Below are 20,341 nucleotides of genomic sequence, written 5' to 3'. Positions count from 1 at the left end.
TCCCTTGATTGCTTGAGTATGGGTTGTTCTAGTCCGGTTTGTTCCTTGGTGCTGGTCGCCACCATACATCCTTGAGTTCCTTGCTCATCGTAGGGGCTACAGGTGACAGATAAGGTGTTCCGAATGAACGAAGACTGCTCAGATGAATGACAACCAGGATGACTCCCAGCATGACACCTGTGAGTCCCAACGTTCCGGCCAGAAACATCATAGGGAAGCGCAATAGTCGTGTCGCAATGCTGGCAGCGTAGCGAGGGATCATAAAGGAGGCGATACCGGTAATCGCGACAATGATAATCATGGGAGCTGATACAATTCCTGCACTCGTCGCCGCTTGTCCAATAATTAATGCGCCCACGATACTGACGGCTGATCCGACCTGCTTCGGCAACCGGACGCCAGCCTCACGCAGTGCTTCAAAGGCAATTTCCATAATGAGTGCTTCCACCAGTGCAGGAAAAGGGATCTCTTCTCTTGCCCGCGCAATACTGAGAAGCAATACGGTCGGAATCATCTCCTGATGAAACGTCGTAATCGCTACATATGCCGATGGAAGCAGCATGGATAAAACATAGAAAATGTATCGTAACCAGCGTACAAATACACTCATGAATACATTTTGATAATAATCTTCCGGGGATTGTAACATAGCAAAAATGGTTACTGGCGCGATAAGGGTGAACGGCGTTCCGTCAACGAGAATAGCAAATCGACCTTCCAGCAAGTTGGAAGCAACGACATCCGGACGTTCCGTTGCAATCATCTGTGGGAATGGTGAATATCGCTGATCAACTATGCCTTCTTCAATGTACTGACTCTCCAGTACGTCTCGAAGTTTTAAATCATCAAGGCGTGTCTCCACTTCCTTTACAAGTTTGGGATCAATAATCCCTTCCATGTATACAAGTGAAATACTGGTATTCGTACGGTCTCCCAGGTTACGTGCATGAAGCTTCAATGCAGGTGTCTTGATCCGTTTGCGAAGTAGAGACATATTCATGGTCAACGATTCTGTGAATCCATCCCGCGCACCGCGCACGGTCGATTCAGCTAATGGTTCCTCTGTTGAACGATTTGCTGCTTTGTATAAAGGGTATACTGTTCCAACTTTTGAACCCTCCAGCAGCAACAGAGCCTCCCCCTCTAATATCGCCTGTACCGCCTGAGTGGTTGTTTCAACATTCTTAACCGAAGCCAGGGGAACTTGCGCAGCTTCAATCCCCGTCTCCTGAAGGGGCGTTAATACCTGTCGTTCCAACCGCTCCGTATCACATAAACCAACACAATATACGCATAGCGCTGAAGTATGACACGCAGTTTGGAATGTATGAAACACAACATCCGAGCAACCTGCAAAAACGGAGCTTAACATTTCGTGATCAACAGCAAGATATCCGGTTAACGGCAGGTTCTGTTGTGTTATCGGTGATGTGTCCATACCGCCCTCCCCTTTCTGTGCATGCTCCGTCCAGATACTCTCAGTTAAAGGTATCCTTTACTTATAAGTTGGGATATATACGCAAAATAGTGAATAGCAAAAGAGCCGCCCTCTTGAGCGACCCTGAAGATATAATTAGAAATTCAGACCCTTTGAATCTCCCTGATATTCAGGTATGCAATTAGTCACTATCCTTTCACTGCCCCCAATGCAACACTGCCAATAATCTGTTTGGAGAATACAGCGAATACGATAATAATGGGCAAGATCGAGATCGCAACCCCCAGATACAACAGCCCATAATCCATTCCATAATAACCTTGAACGAGTGCAACCAGTACCGGAAGTGGATATTTATCCAGGGAGAAAAACAGAACGAGCGGTGTAAGGAAATTGTTCCATGAGCCGATAAATGTGAATATACCAAGGGCCGAGATCGCCGGGCCCAGAATAGGTAGTACAATCTGATTGAACGTCCGAAACTCGCCCGCACTGTCCACCCGCGCAGATTCAATAATCTCATCCGGGATGCTGCTCTCCATGAACTGTTTGATAAAAAAGACATTAAACGCGTTAGCCGCGGCAGGCAAAATAATGGCAGCATAACTGTCCAGCAGTCCCAACATACTGAATAGCCGATAGACTCCAATCAGAGCCAGTTGACCTGGCACCATCATGGTCGCTAACAGAAACAGAAACAACCAGTTCCGACCTTTGAATTTAAATTTGGCGAAACCATATGCGGTTAAAGCTCCAATATACAGAGATAACACGGTCGACGTTCCGGCGATGAAAATGCTGTTTGCAAACCCTCGCCAAATGTTGATTTTGGATACCATGTTCATATAATTATCGACCAAAGATGATCCGGGCAGGAATGTGAATGTTGAAGCAATCGTTGAATTGTTATGTGTGGAGTAGATGAGCATCAGATAGAATGGAATGATACAGAGCACGGCAAGACCGATCAACAACAGATAGATCATGATCTTGCCTGCCGTCAGCTGCCTGACACCGGTATACTGCTGAATCGCCGCATGTGGTTGTTCAGTTGATTTTGCAGTTTGCATTGGAACTCCCCTCCCTATGAACGGCTCTTCCGCTTGGTCATGATGAAGGATGCAACGGACAACAATATGATGATGATGAACAGACAAAATGCAATGGCAGCGCCGTAACCAAAACGAGTGCTCTGAAATGCGACATTATAGAGATACATAATACTGGTCATGGCTGCCCGGTCAGGGCCGCCTGTTCCATTGGTCAGTGTAAATGGCTGATCGAAAATCTGGATGCCCCCAATGATGGATGTAATCATCTGGAACAGGATAATCGGACGGAGCATCGGCACGATAATATGGATGAAAATATGTTTCTTTTTGGCGCCATCCATCTGGGCAGCTTCCAGCAGAGACGGGTCAATGCCCTGAAGACCAGCAAGGTAGATGACCATGGAATAACCAAAATATTGAAAAAACAGGATGGATGACACAATCAGCCGCATAAACCAGGGATCGTTTTTCCAATTGATTGGATCTTGGATGATCCCGATTTGCACCAAAAAATGATTCAGTCCGCCGGACTGCCAGTCGAAGATCAGGCTGACAAGCAATCCAAGTGATGCAGCTGTAACGATATTCGGAAAAAAGTATACGGCTCTGAAAAAGTCCCGCCCTTTGAGCAGCTTATCGTTCAGGATAAAAGCCAGCACAAGGGAGATCGTCAGCTGTGGAACCACAGAGACTCCCCAGATGAATAACGTATTGAACAAGGTTTTGTAGAACAACGGATCTTGTAATACCGCGACGTAATTACCGATCCCTACAAAGTCGGGTGTGGTGATCCCATCAAAGTTGGTGAAGCTGATGTATAGCGAATACACAATGGGATAGAGCCCAAAAATGGTGAAAATAATAAAGAACGGAGCAATGAAGTAGTAGCCGTAATGGTCCTTGCGAATCGTTTCGGCAAACATGTTCTGTCCCCCCAGTTATCTTAGGATGTGTACAACTATTGGCTTACTTCTAAGCTAATCCACTTCCAGCTCCGGAAATCTCAAGGTGACATCACGTTTGATCCGCTTCACCACTTCTTCTTTGGTCTGAATATCGCGATTGAGATACAACTGAAGAACATTTTTGTAAATATCATTGGTGATGATTCCATCGTATTTGGTTCGTTCATATACGGGAATTTGCTTCGCGGCGTCCGAGAAAAATTCAAAATGCTTCTGTCCGTCCAAATAGTCCGATGTAAGCGATGGAGCAAGTTCATCATTCACAACCATGTTGCTTGTAAAATAATCCTGCTCTTTCGCCAATTCAGACAGAAAGTCATGATCAAAATTGTAGAACTCAATAAACTTCCAGGCCAGATCTTTTTTGTCACTTTTGCTGTACATTGCGATGTACGTTCCACCCGCACTAAAGGCTGATGGTCCCGGAGCCAAGCCCCACATGCCTTCGGTATCCGGCGCATTCGCCTTAAACGTAAATTGCAATGCCCAGGTTGCACCTGGATAGAACATGACCTCTCCTTTTTGCATGGATGCAGCGTAACCGGCACTCCCCTCTTCATATTCGGCAAATACATGTCGCTCACGCGCTTCACGTACCAGATCCAGCACTTCCATGTAGGTTGGATCGATGACGAGCTTGCCGTCCTTCACCCAGGGGATACCGTCATACGAATTCGATATGGCGTTCCAATTCGCCAAAGCATGTACTTTATTTCCGCTAAGTTGTTGTACTTTCTCTCCAATCGCGAAGATCTTCTCCCATGTATCGATCTGTGAACCCACTTTCTCAGGGTCATCGGTACCCAGGTATTTTTTTGCCAAATCCCGACGATAATAGATGCCTCCCGGTGTTCCCTGATAACCTATAGCTCTGACATTTCCGTCACTGTCCTTTTCATTAGCTTGCACAAAAGCATATTGTTCCTGGAGAAGCTCATTCGCGTTATACGGCGAAGACGATAAATTCTCCAGATATGGAACGTCAATCAATTCTCGAATATTGCCATTCTCAATCATAAATACGTCTGGAGCTTTGGAGGTCGTCTGGAGCGCAGATTTAAGCTTGGTGATGTAGAAGTTGCCGGGGATGTTCACAAAGTTCACTTTGATATCTGGATATTTCTGTTCGAATTTCTCGATGGCATATCCTGCTTCATCCGTAAAACTCCACACGGTAATTTCCTGTTGCTTGGTTTGATTCGACGGACTGAGCTCACAACCAGCTAACAACATGACTGCACATACGAATACAATAGTTGGCATAAACCACTTCTTCATAGGCCCCCTCCTTCAAAAAGGAAACGCTTACAATTTATTAGAGTATATTGATTTCGGAGAGGGCTTTCTCCACAAATATTGTGCATTACCCTTCATATTTTGTGATATTTGTCCGGTGCTTTTTGCGAAATTCGGAGGGTGTGCAGACATTATATTTTTTGAAAAGACGATTAAAGGAATTCACATTGTTGAACCCATGGCCGATGGCAATATCCAGGATGGAATCCTGACGGAACAATAACGCCCACTCTGATTTGATAATTCGAAAATGATTCAAGTATTCCATCACTGTTACTCCCTTGATCTCTTTGAATAACTTGCATACATGGAACTTGCTGAATTTAATATGTTCCGCCACCTGTTCCAGCTTGATGGGCTCAGCGTAATGCTCCTCCAGATATTCACAGACCGATTCAAGGAATTCGAATTTTTTGGACGAGGTACAGGGCCAACCCGAAGGCGTTGATTCATCGGTAACCGGTGGCTTCGTGCGTAACAAAAGAACCATGAGATCATATAACCTGGCAACCATTAACCATCGATAGCCCGGTTTTTGACTTTTCTTCTCGGCAATGATGATATCTATATACTGAAACAGATTGTTCTGACTCCCCATATTCGATGGAATGACCGTTGTTTGGTTAAAAAGTTCTCCGAGATCCTGAATTTCGGCTTCGGTTGTGAAGCTGCCTGTTAATAATTCGAGTCGGAACAAGATAATGGTCAAGTGTTCGGTTCCCGGCAAAAAGCAGTGAACATCTCCTGGTTTAATCAGTAGTACATCCCCTTGTTCCAGCTCACAGACATGGTCATTTACGCCAATTTTTGCGCTCTTACCATTAACGATAACCAGCTCAACCTCGTCATGCCAGTGTGCAGCGTAGTTGAACTGCTTGCCTGTATGAATCACCCGAATGGGAAAACCTTCTGCCATATGACCTGTCTCCATAAAAGTGGGTACACCCATCTTATATCTTCCTCTCTTTTTTCCATACGAAGAATCTTCTCGTCTTTATTATTATGCATGAATAGCTACTCTCCTTTCTTTTTGAATATTTAAAATTGAATTCAACGAAAAAAACTCCTCAACTCAGGTTGAGGAGCCGAACGGAATCACGTTCCACGCATTGGATGTCCAGTGTATATAGCGACTCTACAGGCTCTCCGTTCAACATCTGGAAGAGAACATGTCCCGCAAGCTGGCCTGCATCCGATTTCGGTTGGCGAAATGTGGTTAGGGGTGGATGAACATATGGAGATGCAGGTATGTTGTCAAATCCAATTACGGATAATTGTTCGGGTATTGAAATTCCATGCTCTCTGAAAGCATCCAAGCCACCAAAGGCCATTTCATCGTTGGCAAAGAATACCGCTGATGGCAGCTCACCTTCGAGCAGCTTCTTCGCTGCATGGTAGCCATCTTCCTTCACGTATTGTCCGCCGATCTTCCATTCTTGTTTCTCTTCCATACCAGCCTCATTCAGGGCTTTCAGGTAACCTTGGTAACGATGCAGATTGCATTCCGAATCGGTTGGGCCACTAATATAAGCTATCGTCCGATGTCCTTTATCGATCAGATAACGGGTTGCCAGGTAACCGCCTTGCTTATCACTCATCAAAACCTTTACAATATGTGGAGCATCCAGATCCCGATCCATGACAACAATCGGAAACCCCGATTCAGAGGCTTCCCTGAGCAACTGATCCTGAATATTCTGAGCGATCACAATAGCTCCGTCTATCCGTCTTTCGCGAATGTAACGATGGGCTGTTGATCTCTCTCCACCCAACGAACTGCATACGATCAGATCGTATCCATGACTCAACGCAATAGACTCTATTCCAGTCACCAAATCCGAGAAATACGGACTGGACATGTCATGCACGATAACATCAATGGTGTGAGTAGTCTTTCGTTTTAATTCCGAAGCTGGGCCGTTCTTCACGTAATTAAGTTCGTTTGCTACTGCGAGAACCCTCCGCCTTGTCGACTCACTTACATTACCTTTATCATTGAGCACGCAGGATACAGTGGAACTGGCCACACCAGCCATCTTTGCGACATCTTTAATGGTTATCATGATCTATACACCTCAGAGACAGTTTCATCTATTTTCTTTTCGAATTTCAGGATAACAGTACTACATATCAGGATCGTACACTAGCATTTTAACACGTCAGTCCAGTCATGTCTCTTACGAGCCGTTATCAGTAAAAAAGTCCGTTAACATGACAAACCACATGATAGAAACCGAGGTGCCTCCATGAGATTCAGTGAATATGAACTAGGACAGCGTTACGAGACCAAATCCATGACATTATCCAAGCGTGATATGATTGATTTTGCCAAGATCTATGATCCACAGTACATGCATCTGGATGAAGAAAAGGCCGCGCAGGGTCGCTTCGGCAGCATTATTGCCTCCGGCATGCAAACGATGAATATCTCTTTCAAATTATGGATTGAAGTGGGGATCTATGGAGAGCATGTCGTGGCGGGAACCGGTATGAACAACATCCAATTCATGAAGCCTGTCTTTCCGGATGATGAACTTCATGTGATTGCAGAGGTTATAGCGCTGTTTCCCAGACGAAAAGGAAATGGCATCGTTACCGTGTTGCTCAGCACGTTCAATCAGAAGAATCAAAAAGTATTTCAGGCCGAATTGAGCGCATTAATCGATAATTAATAATTTAATTAAAATTGATCATGGAGCATGGATTAGAACAAGGCAAAAAAAGCCGCACAATGGCGGCTTCTCACAGTATCACTTGTACAAGGTTATACGTTATAGCTTTTCAATACCTGTCCCAAAATTGCAATACCTTTCACGATCTGTTCGTCTGAAGGTGTCGAAAAATTAAGTCTGATCGCATTACAAGGATCTTGCTCGTTCACCAGGAAGGCATTACCCGGTACCACGGCAACCCCTTGGGCTGCCGCAGTCTTCGCATACTCAAGCATAGGCACATGTGCTGGCAGGTCGCACCAGAGGAATAACCCACCATCCGGTTGTGTGTACGTAATGGACTCGCCCATGTGTTCCTGCAACTTATCCATCATCAACGTCGCTTTTCTCCGATATACCTCACGAATGCTATTAATGTGGCCGGCATAGTCATAGTCTGTCATGAACTTGTATGCCAGAATCTGTGGAAGCATGGCAGTATGTACATCTTCTCCCTGTTTGGCGACAACCATCTTCTCCACGACTTCATGTGGCGCTTGTACATAACCAACTCGTAGTCCGGCTGAGAGAATTTTGGAGAAAGATCCAACGTAGATGACCAGACCCTCATCATCCATTGACTTGATGGTTGGCACATCATCTCCATTGAATCGAAGTTCACCGTACGGATTATCTTCCAGAATCATAACCCCATATTTCTTGGCCAGCTCATAGATGGCCTTACGTTTCTCCAGGCTAGTCGTCACACCCGTCGGATTCTGGAAACTTGGGATTACGTAGATCAGTTTCACATTTGGCTCGGTTTGCAGCGCATGCTCCAGCTTCTCTATATCCATACCGTCCATTTCCATGGGAACACCGGCAAGCTTGGCACCCGAGGCCCGGAAGGAGTTCAACGAACCAATGAAGCTCGGACTCTCACAGATAATCGTATCTCCCTCATTACAGAACACTTTACAAGCAAGTTCAATCCCCTGCTGTGCCCCGGATACGATGAACAATTGATCGGATGCTGCACCCGTATCAAAATGGGTCTTCAAATGCTGAGTCAATGCTTCGCGCAAAGGAATATACCCTTCCGTAATTCCATATTGCAGAGCCGTGATCGGGTCATGTTCCAGAATGGATTGAGTGAAGGTGCGAATCGCCTCAATAGGAAACGTCTCTGGAGCGGGGTTTCCCGCTGAGAAAGGAATAACATTTTGACCCGAAGAAGCCTTCAGGATTTCACGAATAATGGATGGTTGCAGTGCTGCGATACGATTGGAAAATGAATAGTTCATCTTAAATAGTGCCTCCCGACATCTGATCTGAATTATATCTCTATCGTTACATTAGATACTATTATACGAGCATTTGCCGGATTTCCAAACTATCTGTTCCAAATTTAATCGGTAATCGCCAAAAAGAGGCCGCTATTCGCAACCCCTACTCATCATTATTCTGTAATGTTTGGTTATTTATCGCGCTGCATTGATCTCGGATAACCGTGTTGCCTTCACGACATAAGCGGCTAAACCGGGAAACATTCGGGCCAACCCAGGATAGAATCTGTTCGTTTTGGCAAAAGCCAGCTTCTGAATTCTTCTAGCCCTTCTCAGCAGTTGGGTGAATTCACGGCTCGCTTCCAGTGTATAATTACTCTGCCAATCGGCATGTTCAATATCACCTTGCAGATACTTATCGGTCCAACGGGCGCACAGGAGCGAGGAGCGAAGTGCAATGGACATTCCGTCTCCACACAGTGGAGGTATGACCAGCATGGCATCTCCGATATGCGGGTATTGGGACCACGGTTCAGGAACATTGGACAGATGAAGCGGTGCGATCGACACCTGCGTTCCTTCTACAGGACTTCCTTCAGCTAAACGGGCAGCCAGTCTCACGTTTGTCTTGGATGCCGCCTGCATAATATTGGTAACCGACTTGCCACTCCCCTGCACCGTATCCAACGTCAGCAATGCAGCAACATTCACCGTACCCTCCTCGATGGGGGAAATGCCCACATAACCGCCTTCACAAAAATATAACTCCACCCGTGCGGGAATCTCTATCCCGCTGAAGTGGGATTTCACGCCAACATACACGGTCTGATCCCGCAGATCAGCTGCGGAAGACATCCCACGAAGCTTTTTGCTGCCATGTGCTCCGATGACGGCTTTCGCACGGTAACGAATCCGCTCGTTTCCCTGTTTCACCTCGACCTCATAACTGCGATCCTCCAGCTGCTCGATGCTCATGATGTTGGCTTTTGTAACAATCTCCGTTCCCGCGTCAAGTGCCTTCTGGTGCAAAATCTGGTCCAGTTCATAACGACTAATTCCATAAGCGAATCCCGATAGCGGTGCTTCAATCTCTCCGCCCTGCGGCATAATGATTCGGGCATGATCCATCGTACTGGGCTTTTTCTCCTGGTCCAGAAGTTGAATGTCGAGATATTCCAGCATTTCTTTGGTTTCAGGTGACATGAATTCACCGCAGGTTTTGTGACGTGGGAACTCCTGCCGATCCAGCAGCAGAGTCCGATGACCCTGCCCGGCTAATTGTATTGCACAGGTACTGCCGGCAATGCCGGCTCCGATGATGATAACATCTACCGATTCCGATTTGGACACGTATTAACACCTGCCTTTACTTGTTCAACGAATTAGACGTTCACTTGCACGTAATCCGGCTTACGTTAGCGAACTACGCGCTGGAATAACGACAGAATAACGGAATAGCGGTTTCCATTCATAGGTCATCGTATCGTGATTCAACCGTTGTTTGAGCTCCTGCCAATCCCTGCCCGTGAAACCTTTGGCAACAGACAGCGGTCCATCATGACGAATGTATCGATTACGCGAGATCATGCGGGTAGTGATCCAGACCGCTTTGTACGATACAGGATGCCGATGAATATCATTAATGACGACACCATGTCTGGATGCTCGCAGCATATGAGACACCATATCAACCAGCTGATCTCCATCAAAATGATGAATAAACTGGGAGCCTGTCACGATATCTGCGGAATGATCCGGCAGTTCAGTCAGATCGGCACGCTGCACCCGAACCCGGGGTTCGTCAAGGAAGAGTTGTCTCGCTTCCGCACACGCCTCTTCCGTCAGATCTACGAGGGTGATGTGCAGATAAATTCCGTGGCGGTCTGCCCATTGCAACAGTTTTTGGTTCACATCCCCTGATCCCGCTCCAACATCAAGCAGCGTCAGCCTATCCGGCATGCCAATGGATCTCCATAATTTCTCCACACCAGCCAGCGTTGGTCCCGGAGCTGCGAATATTTTGTTCAAACGTCTCAGGTGACGGAGCGCTTCACGCAATTCCTCTCCTCCCAGAGAGAAGTCATCCATCAGTTCATCTTCTTTGGCCCGAATGGACAACGTTCTAAAGAAGGACATGATCCCGCTCCTCCAACACTGGCGATAAGGACGGTACGTAAGTGAATTTCATTAGCTCCGCAGTGAGTCCTGGCCCGAATGCCATGGCTACACCTTCTGTTTCCTCTTCCAGATGAATACCCAGCAACTTCGGAATGCGAGGAGACAGATACAGGTCATAGCCCTGGTTCCCCACCTCCCAGGTCATATCTTCTGTCGAATCAGGTAGCAGAACAGAATAACCAGTTCCCAAACTCAGAACATGCATATGCTGAGATTCCGGCGTACCCACGACACAAGCAGAAGCCGCGTCACCGAAGAACGAAGCTGCGAACAGGGCTTCTCTATCCTGTACAGGCTGGAAATGAAGTGTGCACAACTCCACACAGACAACAAGTACCTGTGATCCAGGTGCCCCCTGTGCTACATCTCGTGCCATCTGAATGGCCTTCAGGCCGGCAGCACACCCTTGAAAGATCAGAGGCAGTCGATTGACACGGGCTGACAAACCCAACTCACGGATCAACATCACATCCAAACCGGGCAGATATTGTCCTGTGCAGCTGACCGTTATGACATGTGTGATACTTTTAGCTGATACACCTGAATCTTTCAGTGCTTTCTCTGCCGCCTCAATCCCGAGCGGAAGCGCCTCGCGTTGGTATGTATTCATTCGTTCTTCGGTTGTCGGGATGTCGAATAGGTCTTCAGAGGGCAGATAACGGCATTCTTCCAGCGATCCAAGATAGCTGGGTTCCACGGTATACCGTGTTTCAACGCCGCAGGACCTGAATATGCGCTTGGCAAAACGGGCCAGATCCGGCCGATGCTGGAGGGAAGAAGCGATAAGCTCTGCAATATCCGACTGTGCTACGGCGTGTGCAGGTAGAGCTGATCCCATGCCAAGAATTGCGATATCGGTTGGACTTGTAGAATAGTTCATCATAAACCTCCTGTTATTGTTCATTATTTCCTCTAATTAACAACCCTTACCCTTAACGATCTCGTTGTAATCTCAAGACGGCCCTCATCTATTTTATTAACACACCCGCAAGCTCAGAAGCTTGGGTTGAAGAAGCATGACTTCTGAAGAAACTCATGAATCAAAAAAAGCCGCCATTAGGCGACCACATTAGCTCAAAGATTCCCGAATCCTTTTCGGAAGAGTTTTGACAACCATATCGTAAGAATGATCCATCATGACCAACACATCCTCTTCTGACAGAGATCCATCCAATGTTACCGTATTCCAGTGCTTTTTGTTCATATGATATCCTGGGCGAACGGCTTCATGCTGCTCTCTCAGGTTCTCCGCAACAATGGGATCGCATTTGAGGTTTAGGAGACAGTTCTCCTGCTTGTCTTCAAAAATAAGCGCAAACATCTTGCCCTCCACCTTCAGGACGACTGGATCTGGTCCGAACGGATAATCCTTCGTCGCACCTTTTTTGCTCAAGCCGTATTCAATCATCGTATTCTTCATGTCGATACCTTCCTTTCAGCAATGAACGATATTATAATACCGAATGTATGTTTGTATGTAAATACGATTCTACATAACAAAACCCCCTCCACAGTATGGAGAAGGGTTTATTGGTCTGGCTTTTACAGTTTTTTAATTCAACTGCTTAGTTGGCTCTGTCACTCCGTGTTTTGCTGCTGCGATTGAATTGGCTCGTTTTGCTGCTGTTACTGCTGTTAGTTTTACCGCTATTTGGTCTACTGTCATTAGATCGACTTGGTCTACCGTCATTGGATCGACCGTTGTTCGTTTGGCCACTCTTAGCAAACCATTCGGATTTCGGCTTGCGTGCCGGGTTCGCTTTGGACTTCGCCGGTTTGCCTGCAGACGATTTGTTATATGCCGATTTGCTGCCTGCTGCTTTCGGTGCTTTATCCGTGTTTACATACACAGGCACACCTGTCATCGGGTATGGATGACCTTTCACTACAGGAATCGTCTTCTTAATTACTTTCTCGATATCCTTCAGGAACGGAAGTTCATCCTTCTCACAGAACGAGATCGCCATACCACTTTTCCCTGCTCGACCTGTACGACCAATACGGTGAACATAGGTTTCCGGAATATTAGGCAAGTTGAAGTTAATGACATGTGACAGTTCCTCGACGTCGATTCCTCTTGCCGCGATATCCGTCGCCACCAGTACTCGCGTAATTCCGCTCTTGAAGTTGTTCAATGCCCGTTGACGCTCGTTCTGAGACTTGTTGCCATGAATGGCCTGAGCTGTAATATTTATTTTGGACAAATCACGTGTAACGCGATCAGCACCACGCTTCGTGCGTGTGAACACCAGTGCGGAAACAATAGATTTGTCCTCCAAAATATGGTTCAGCATGTTCTGCTTTTTGCCGTTCTCCAACAGATATATAGACTGCTCAATACGGTCTACCGTGGAAGATACAGGCGTAATTTCTACCTTCACTGGATCAACCAGCAATGTTTTAACCATCTTGGTGATTTCAGGAGGCATCGTGGCTGAGAAGAACAGGGTCTGCTTCTTGTTCGGCATCTTGGCGATGATCCGTTTCACATCATGAATGAAGCCCATATCTAGCATCCGGTCTGCTTCATCCAGAACCAAAATCTCAACCATCTTCAGATCGATACGCTTCTGATTAATCAGATCGTTCAATCTGCCGGGTGTTGCAATAATAATGTCTGCACCTTGATTCAGTGCCCGCTCTTGAACCTTTTGCGAAACACCGCCCACGATGGCAGTACAACGAATGTCCGTATACCGGCTATATGCCTTAATGTTATCCGCGATCTGAATCGCGAGTTCTCTTGTCGGTGTTAGAATCAATGAGCGAATATGACGCGCGGCCTTGGAACCTTTGGAACTTTCGCTTAATAATTGAATGATTGGCACCGAGAATGCTGCTGTCTTACCTGTTCCTGTCTGTGCACATCCCAGCAAATCTCTGCCCGCGAGTACCGCCGGAATAGCCTGTTCCTGTATAGGCGTAGGGTTCGTATAGTTTGCTTTGCTTAACCCTTCCAGAATAGGGGGGATGATATTCAAGTCCTTAAATGTCATGTTATCTCCTTCATTTACGTACATATATAAATAAGACGTATCTTTTATTTCACACGTAACGTATAAGGATACCATTAAAAACGTAATTTGTATATCATCTTTTTATTTAAATCTATTTAACCGACCATTTTGAGACCTACTGCTGATCCGAGCACCATCGCGATAAAGACAATTCTCCATGCATTTCGAGGTTCTCCGTAAAACATCATGCCCAGAATAGCACCACCGGAGGCTCCTATTCCCGTCCATACGGCATAAGCTGTTCCCATCGGAAGAGTCCGCATGGCCAGAGACAGGAACAGAAAACTTAACCCAAAACCTGCAATCAGCAATAGGATAGCGATCAGGCTGCGATCTTTGTGAAGCTTGTTAATCATGACAACCCCAATCATCTCGAATACCCCTGCCAAAATTAGAAATACCCAATTCATGACTGACCCACCTTCGCTGTTTTCTCTTTACTCCACATTTTCAGGCCGATGACACCCAGTAATAACACGCCAATAAGCACCATCTTGCCGATTTGCAGGGTAGCATTGAACAATATAATTTCTGCCAGAATAGTACCCGCTGTACCCAAACCAACGAACACAGCATATACCGTACCTACATCAAGCGAACGAGCTGCCGAGATCATCAAGGTGAAACTGACCATGATGGCGATCAATGTAAGCCCCCACTCCAGCAGACCGCTGGCATGTTTTAATCCAATGACCCAACCTACTTCAAACAGCGCAGCAATCATGACCGACATCCAGGTTTTGTTCATCCCTGTAACACTCCTTCTTTTATCCATATTGTTTTGCAACCCGTAAGGGTTCATTAGCAGAAAAACAAAAAAGCCCGGGAAACAAACTGCATTGTAGCAGTTCATCTCCCAGGCTTTTGTCCCTCCGTGGCACAACCAACAGGTTGCGGGTTTTCTCTCGGACCAGACCGACGCATGCGTCGCGGAACCCTAGAAAACCTCTTATATTCTAATGTGTCTCCAATTATACACATTTCTACTTTCTTGGCAACCTCGTTCTTTCAACACACTGATATTTTTTATTTGATGACGATGCCCATTAACCCAACAAACGTAGCCGCCTGATATGGTGAGATTACACATCCGTGAAGATCTTCCATAGTCAGCACCAAAGAATCAAAATTGCAAGTACTAAGGTCCATACCCTTCATTGTGGTTCCCGTCAAAGACGCCTGATCTATGTTACATTGATCCAAGGCGATTTTCTGCAAAGCCAGATAGGCAAAGTCCACACCAATTAACGTGCATTCGGAAAAAGAGACCTGTTTAAGATGGGCAAATCGGAAATTGCTATAGTCTCCTAAGCCATGAGTGAAATGAACATTTTGCAATCGGCTATTAGAAAAATCTGTTCCAACAAACTTGCAGTTGCTCCATTCTGTACGGTGCATAAACGCACTTGAAAGATTAACATTGGAGAAGTCGCAGTGTTCGAACCGGACATCTGTAAATTCAAATTGATCCAACGTGGAATCCGAGATTGTCACATGTCTGAATACGACGTTCTCAAATGAAACTTTACTGGCTTCCTGTTGATCCAGCATAGTGTTCTCGATTAATTTATGTTTGTACTCTACCTTGGATTCCAGGAATTGAATCGTTTCCAATTCCAGCAAATGCTCCTGTATCTTGGGAGGGTCCATTTTCATAATAGATTCCTCCCTTCCTTAACCGCTACGACTCGCAAGCGGCTCGTGTCAGGAAACCATTGCCCATCACGCATAAGGCGTGACTGTACCTTCTTCTCGATGGCATCCATCATGACTTCCTGTTCCGCAGGTGCGATATCCTTGAAGAAATAAACAGCAAAGCTGTTTAACCATTTTCTGATGCCTGGCTTGAGGTGTGGACGTTGATCAAAGTGTTGAGCCAGGGTGACACGGAGTCCGTTATGCTCCAACAGACTCGCAAATTCGCCAATTGTCGGATGATACCATGGATTACGTGCTTCCCATCCATATCCATGGGCATGCAATTCCTCCCGAATCGCCCCGGTGAGTGTAGCAATGTTGCCACTACCGGCAAATTCAGCCACAAACCGTCCACCCTCCTTGAGCGCTAACTGTATGGTCTGAATAACAGCAGAAGAATCCTGTATCCAATGTAAAGCGGCATGAGAGAAGACAGCATCAAATGGTTCGTCTGTCCGATAATGACATGCATCCCCCACTTGAATATTCAGATCGGGATATTGATCCTGAGCTTGCCTAATCATCTCCTCTGACAGATCTATGCCTGTAGGCAGTGCACCTGCTGCTGCAATTTGGGCTGTCAGATTCCCATTTCCGCAACCTACATCCAGGATTCGTTCTCCAGGGGACGGTTGGAGCAATGACAGGATATGGGTTTCCTGTAACGTTGCCACAGCGGAGGTCTTACCAATCATCGATTCGTTCCTGAGGCCAGACGCATTTCCGTTATTCATAACCATTAATCTCTCCTTAATTAAGGATCTAATGTGTCTATAATAACTTTAATCCGAAGTGAATGTCAATTCACTTTATAATGTCTGTATTTTACGACCAAGATCATCTGCTCCTATGCTTCACCCACACCTTGAACCTGTTCTGCGAGAGGATGTGGTCTTCATTTCATCGGAAATGAATTCTAACCAGCATCTAAAGTATAGATCTTTATATACAGGATTCTCTTCCAACTTGATCTGAGATTCCAATCTGTCGATCAAGATTCGTCTCACATATTTCGATAACCTTTTCATCACCGGGTTCACCCTTCTTCAAATAAACTCTATTCGCCTAATCCTGTTAACCTACTATTATTATGCCCAGTTATCATTCTTCAGCGGTATATCAATAGTCTTACATGCTTGCCTGATCCTCTCACAGGACCTAAGAGTTATTCCAACAGAAACGGGAACTGAGTGAGTTGGTTGAGCGGCATATAAAAAAGGACAACCACGGATTGTAACGGGTTGTCCTTTCTCAATATATCAACATTGACGGGAGACGGATTCCCATTTTTCAAAGATTAGACCACAGCTTCGACTCGTTCCGGAACCTGCATCTCTGCCTGCAATAATTGAACGATATCACGAGTCAGTGAATCCACATTCTCCTGCCGGGTTGCCCAGCTGGTACAGAAACGAACCGCACTGTGTCTATCGTCAACCTTTTCCCAAAATGAGAAGGTATAGTCACTGCGTAATTGCTCAAGCAGAAGATCCGGTAGAATCGGAAACTGCTGATTGGTTGGTGAATCGTACAGGAACTGCACCCCTTGCTGTTCCAGGGTATCATGAATTCTCAAGGCCATGTCCACTGCATGACGGGAAATATCGAGGTACAGCCCGTCTTCAAACAACGTTTCGAATTGAATGCCCAGCAGTCTGCCTTTGGCAAGCAAACCACCTTTTTGTTTGATCATATAACGGAAATCCAGTTTGAGCGCATCATTCAGGATGACAACCGCCTCACCCATCAACGCCCCGATCTTGGTTCCACCGATGTAGAATACATCGCACAACCGCGCAAGATCAGCAAGTGTCATATCGCAATCTCGGGAGGCGAGCGCATACCCAAGACGTGCTCCATCAACAAAAAATGGAAGACCACACGCTCTGCTGACGGTATGCAAAGCTTGCAGTTCTGCCTTGCTGTACATGGTTCCGTTCTCCGTCGGTTGAGATATGTAGACCATACCTGGCTGAACACCATGCTCCGGTGACGAATTATTCATGTGTGCATCATAGACTGCCCTGACCTGCTCAGATGTAATCTTTCCGTCCACACTCGGAACAGTGAGTACCTTATGCCCAGTTGCTTCAATAGCTCCCGTCTCATGCACCGCGATATGACCGGAAGTCGCAGCAATCACCCCTTGATATGGACGCAAAATCGATGCAATCACCGTTGTATTCGTCTGTGTACCCCCTACCAGGAAATGAATATCTGCCTGCTCGCTATCACAGGCCTGCCGAATAAGCATTCTTGCACGCTCGCAGTGTACATCCGTGCCATACCCGCTTGTCTGTTCCATGTTGGTTTCCATTAGTCTTTGCAGAATACGTTCATGCGCACCTTCGTTATAATCACATTCAAATCGTATCATCGTATTGTCTCTCCTGCCTTCTTGTTCAACTTCTCCTGGATGTTCATCATCGAGGTGTATACCTCTTGAATCTCTTCTTCATTCAATTCTTGCATCAGCTTCAGAATCTGTTGATCAGACCGATCATTCAATTCAGCATACAGTTCCTCGCCCTTGGCAGTTAGACGAATCAGGCTGACCCGGCTATCCGCAGCAGAATTCACTTTCACTAGCAGTCCTTCCTTGGACAGCTTGTTCACGATTCGGCTCATGTAACTGCGATCAATGGTCAGTGTATCGACTAAATTGTTCGCAATGCTCTCTCCCCGAATACCAATCTCAATAATGACCCGCACTTCTGCAAAGGAATATCCTGTTCCGAGAATATGCTTGTCGAGTACCCCAAGTATGTTGGTATAAAAACGGTTAAAACGTCGCATGTCAGCCAGTATATCTGGATTTATGTATTGAGAGTCGATGTCAAACCCTCCTTTTTAGTGGACATTGTCAACATTATAATAATCAGGTTAGTGGACGTTGTCAACATTATATTTTGCTTAACATTTTATAACCTCTTTTTAATCCAAATTAAAAAGCCGCGCATATGCGCGGCAAGGTTTACTTGATTCAGATACAAAGTTGTTCTGTCATCGGAGTTGCCAGTGTAAATTTAATTTATATGGATTAAGAGTGACTATATTGCACCTGATGAAGACGACTATATATTCCTCCAGCGGCGACCAGTTCCTCATGATTGCCCTGCTCCGCAATACCCTCTGTATTCACTACGATGATTCGATCCGCATTCTTGATGGTCGTCAAACGGTGAGCAATCACAAGTGTGGTTCTGCCCACGGACAACTCAGCAAGCGATTGCTGGATCATTGCTTCCGTTTCTGTATCCAAGGCAGAGGTTGCCTCATCCAGAATAAGAATCGGTGGATTCTTCAAGAACATGCGGGCAATAGATAACCGTTGTTTCTGTCCTCCGGACAGCTTGACACCACGCTCTCCAATGACGGTATCCATGCCTCCAGGCAACGTGAGAATTAATTCCTCCAAGGAGGCACGACGAGCGGCATCCCAGATTTGATCATCCGTTGCACTCAGATCACCATAAGCGATATTCTCCTTAATGGTACCCGAGAACAAGAATACATCCTGTTGCACAATTCCGATATGTTTCCGTAACGATTGAAGCTTAACGTCACGAATGTCCACACCATCTACAGTGATTCGTCCCTCTTCTACCTCATAGAATCGGGGCAGCAGGCTACAGATGGTCGTCTTACCTGCACCCGACGGACCGACAAAAGCAACCGTTTCCCCTGGTCGAACGGACAAACTGATATCATTCAGAATCCGCCGACTGGATTCATAACCGAAAGAGACGTTCTCGAAGCGAATATTCCCCTTCACGTTATTCAATTCAACGGCACTTTTGCTGTCCGCAATCTCAGGCTCTGTATCAATGATCTCCAGATAACGCTTGAAACCCGCGATGCCCTTGGGATAACTTTCAATCACAGCGTTGATTTTCTCAATTGGACGGAAGAAGATATTGGACAGGAGCAAGAAGGCCATAAATTCACCCATATTGATTCTGCCATCGATATAAAACCAGGCTCCGCTAATCATGACAAATACCGTAACCAGTCGCATCATCATATAACTGACCGAGATACTTTTCGCCATCGTTTTGTAGGCAAGCAGTTTCGTTTTACGGAAATTCTCGTTATCTACGGAGAAAAGCTCTTTCTCATGTTCTTCGTTGGCAAACGATTGTACAACACGAATGCCACCTACGTTGTCTTCAATACGAGCATTGAAATTGCCGACATCTCCGAAGAGTCTCCGGTACGTCTTCGTCATCCGGCCACCAAATACGATAATGACCCAAGCCATGATTGGGATGATGATAAAGGTTAGCAGCGCAAGCTCAAGATTAATGTTAGCCATAAGCCAGAACGATCCGATCAATGTCATTATCGCAATAAAAACATCCTCAGGCCCATGGTGAGCGACCTCGCCGATATCGTTCAGATCATTCGTTAGATGACCGATCAGATGGCCCGTTTTACGATTATCGAAGAACCGGAAGGACAGCTTCTGCAAGTGAGCGAACATCTTCTCTCGCATGTTGGTCTCAATGTTAATGCCTAGCATATGTCCCCAATATGTAACTACATAGTTCAATACGGTATTAAGTGCATAGATGGATAACAGCACTACGCAGGCAAGCATAATGAGAGGCCAATCCTGACCTGGCAACAATTCATTAATGAATTTGCTGACGGCAAGTGGGAAAGCAAGCTCCAGCAAACCTGCGATGACAGCACATCCAAAATCAATTAAAAACAGTTTTTTATAGGGACGATAATACGAAAAAAAACGACGAATCATA

The 20,341-nt window shown here is 45.9% G+C and carries 20 protein-coding genes and 1 riboswitch; of the genes, 1 reads left to right on the top strand and 19 read right to left on the bottom strand.

The annotated features are described in order from the left end of the window. Positions 1-28: 28 nt before the first annotated feature. The 6 genes from C0Q44_RS23405 to C0Q44_RS23380 all read right to left on the bottom strand — a co-directional run bounded on the left by C0Q44_RS23405 (position 29) and on the right by C0Q44_RS23380 (position 6,814). On the bottom strand, positions 29-1,438 hold the full coding sequence (locus C0Q44_RS23405; protein ID WP_105409618.1) for a spore germination protein: 1,410 nt from the start codon (positions 1,436-1,438) through the stop codon (positions 29-31). 188 nt (positions 1,439-1,626) lie between these two features. After that, positions 1,627-2,508 (bottom strand): carbohydrate ABC transporter permease, encoded by an 882-nt coding sequence (locus tag C0Q44_RS23400; protein WP_105409617.1) that lies wholly within the window; start codon positions 2,506-2,508, stop codon positions 1,627-1,629. Positions 2,509-2,522: 14 nt separating this feature from the next. Next, positions 2,523-3,413, bottom strand: coding sequence for a carbohydrate ABC transporter permease (locus C0Q44_RS23395; protein WP_105409616.1), 891 nt, complete (start codon positions 3,411-3,413; stop codon positions 2,523-2,525). A gap of 54 nt (positions 3,414-3,467) precedes the next feature. After that, the gene (locus C0Q44_RS23390; RefSeq protein ID WP_105409615.1) at positions 3,468-4,733 is read right to left on the bottom strand and encodes an ABC transporter substrate-binding protein; all 1,266 of its coding nucleotides are present in this window, start codon (positions 4,731-4,733) and stop codon (positions 3,468-3,470) included. 85 nt (positions 4,734-4,818) lie between these two features. Next, positions 4,819-5,700 (bottom strand): AraC family transcriptional regulator, encoded by an 882-nt coding sequence (locus C0Q44_RS23385; protein WP_105409614.1) that lies wholly within the window; start codon positions 5,698-5,700, stop codon positions 4,819-4,821. Between the two features lie 118 nt (positions 5,701-5,818). Continuing rightward, on the bottom strand, positions 5,819-6,814 hold the full coding sequence (locus C0Q44_RS23380; protein ID WP_105409613.1) for a LacI family DNA-binding transcriptional regulator: 996 nt from the start codon (positions 6,812-6,814) through the stop codon (positions 5,819-5,821). 183 nt (positions 6,815-6,997) lie between these two features. Between C0Q44_RS23380 and C0Q44_RS23375 the strand changes: the two genes are divergently transcribed. Beyond that, positions 6,998-7,423, top strand: coding sequence for a MaoC family dehydratase (locus tag C0Q44_RS23375; protein WP_105409612.1), 426 nt, complete (start codon positions 6,998-7,000; stop codon positions 7,421-7,423). Positions 7,424-7,515: 92 nt separating this feature from the next. On the opposite strand, the gene C0Q44_RS23370 is transcribed toward C0Q44_RS23375, so the two are convergent. From C0Q44_RS23370 to C0Q44_RS23310, 13 genes are all read right to left on the bottom strand, one after another. Continuing rightward, positions 7,516-8,706, bottom strand: coding sequence for an aminotransferase-like domain-containing protein (locus C0Q44_RS23370; protein WP_105409611.1), 1,191 nt, complete (start codon positions 8,704-8,706; stop codon positions 7,516-7,518). Positions 8,707-8,883: 177 nt separating this feature from the next. Beyond that, complete coding sequence (locus tag C0Q44_RS23365; RefSeq protein ID WP_105409610.1) at positions 8,884-10,038, bottom strand: NAD(P)/FAD-dependent oxidoreductase; 1,155 nt, start codon at positions 10,036-10,038, stop codon at positions 8,884-8,886. Between the two features lie 60 nt (positions 10,039-10,098). Next, positions 10,099-10,824 carry a methyltransferase domain-containing protein gene (locus C0Q44_RS23360; protein ID WP_105409609.1) on the bottom strand — a complete coding sequence of 242 codons (726 nt, stop codon included), beginning with the start codon at positions 10,822-10,824 and terminating at the stop codon, positions 10,099-10,101. After that, positions 10,811-11,746, bottom strand: a complete 936-nt coding sequence (locus tag C0Q44_RS23355) for a type III polyketide synthase (RefSeq protein WP_105409608.1) — start codon at positions 11,744-11,746, stop codon at positions 10,811-10,813. The genes C0Q44_RS23360 and C0Q44_RS23355 overlap by 14 nt, the downstream gene beginning before the upstream one ends. A gap of 189 nt (positions 11,747-11,935) precedes the next feature. After that, positions 11,936-12,286, bottom strand: a complete 351-nt coding sequence (locus C0Q44_RS23350) for an MmcQ/YjbR family DNA-binding protein (RefSeq protein ID WP_105409607.1) — start codon at positions 12,284-12,286, stop codon at positions 11,936-11,938. Between the two features lie 145 nt (positions 12,287-12,431). After that, entirely contained in the window at positions 12,432-13,862 is a 1,431-nt protein-coding gene (locus C0Q44_RS23345; RefSeq protein ID WP_105409606.1) for a DEAD/DEAH box helicase, read from the bottom strand. 116 nt (positions 13,863-13,978) lie between these two features. Next, positions 13,979-14,293 carry a DMT family transporter gene (locus tag C0Q44_RS23340; protein WP_105409605.1) on the bottom strand — a complete coding sequence of 105 codons (315 nt, stop codon included), beginning with the start codon at positions 14,291-14,293 and terminating at the stop codon, positions 13,979-13,981. Next, on the bottom strand, positions 14,290-14,631 hold the full coding sequence (locus tag C0Q44_RS23335; protein WP_105409604.1) for a DMT family transporter: 342 nt from the start codon (positions 14,629-14,631) through the stop codon (positions 14,290-14,292). Before C0Q44_RS23335 ends, C0Q44_RS23340 begins: the two co-directional genes overlap by 4 nt. Positions 14,632-14,734: 103 nt before the next feature. Continuing rightward, a riboswitch (guanidine-I (ykkC/yxkD leader) is annotated at positions 14,735-14,835 on the bottom strand. Between the two features lie 74 nt (positions 14,836-14,909). After that, the gene (locus C0Q44_RS23330; protein WP_105409603.1) at positions 14,910-15,539 is read right to left on the bottom strand and encodes a pentapeptide repeat-containing protein; all 630 of its coding nucleotides are present in this window, start codon (positions 15,537-15,539) and stop codon (positions 14,910-14,912) included. Continuing rightward, positions 15,536-16,276 (bottom strand): class I SAM-dependent methyltransferase, encoded by a 741-nt coding sequence (locus C0Q44_RS23325; RefSeq protein WP_258166526.1) that lies wholly within the window; start codon positions 16,274-16,276, stop codon positions 15,536-15,538. The genes C0Q44_RS23330 and C0Q44_RS23325 overlap by 4 nt, the downstream gene beginning before the upstream one ends. 602 nt (positions 16,277-16,878) lie before the next feature. Continuing rightward, a complete protein-coding gene (locus C0Q44_RS23320; protein WP_105409602.1) occupies positions 16,879-17,958 on the bottom strand; it encodes a threonine aldolase family protein in 1,080 nt (359 codons plus the stop codon). Continuing rightward, positions 17,955-18,377, bottom strand: coding sequence for a MarR family winged helix-turn-helix transcriptional regulator (locus C0Q44_RS23315; RefSeq protein ID WP_105409601.1), 423 nt, complete (start codon positions 18,375-18,377; stop codon positions 17,955-17,957). The genes C0Q44_RS23320 and C0Q44_RS23315 overlap by 4 nt, the downstream gene beginning before the upstream one ends. 244 nt (positions 18,378-18,621) lie before the next feature. Beyond that, the gene (locus tag C0Q44_RS23310) at positions 18,622-20,340 is read right to left on the bottom strand and encodes an ABC transporter ATP-binding protein (RefSeq protein ID WP_105409600.1); all 1,719 of its coding nucleotides are present in this window, start codon (positions 20,338-20,340) and stop codon (positions 18,622-18,624) included. Between the last annotated feature and the right edge of the window lies 1 nt (position 20,341).

This window comes from Paenibacillus sp. PCH8 (assembly GCF_002968835.1).
In the GTDB taxonomy this organism is placed as follows: domain Bacteria; phylum Bacillota; class Bacilli; order Paenibacillales; family Paenibacillaceae; genus Paenibacillus.
The sequence above is the reverse complement of the archived record's forward strand: the minus strand, read 5'-3'. Positions and strand labels throughout refer to the sequence as shown.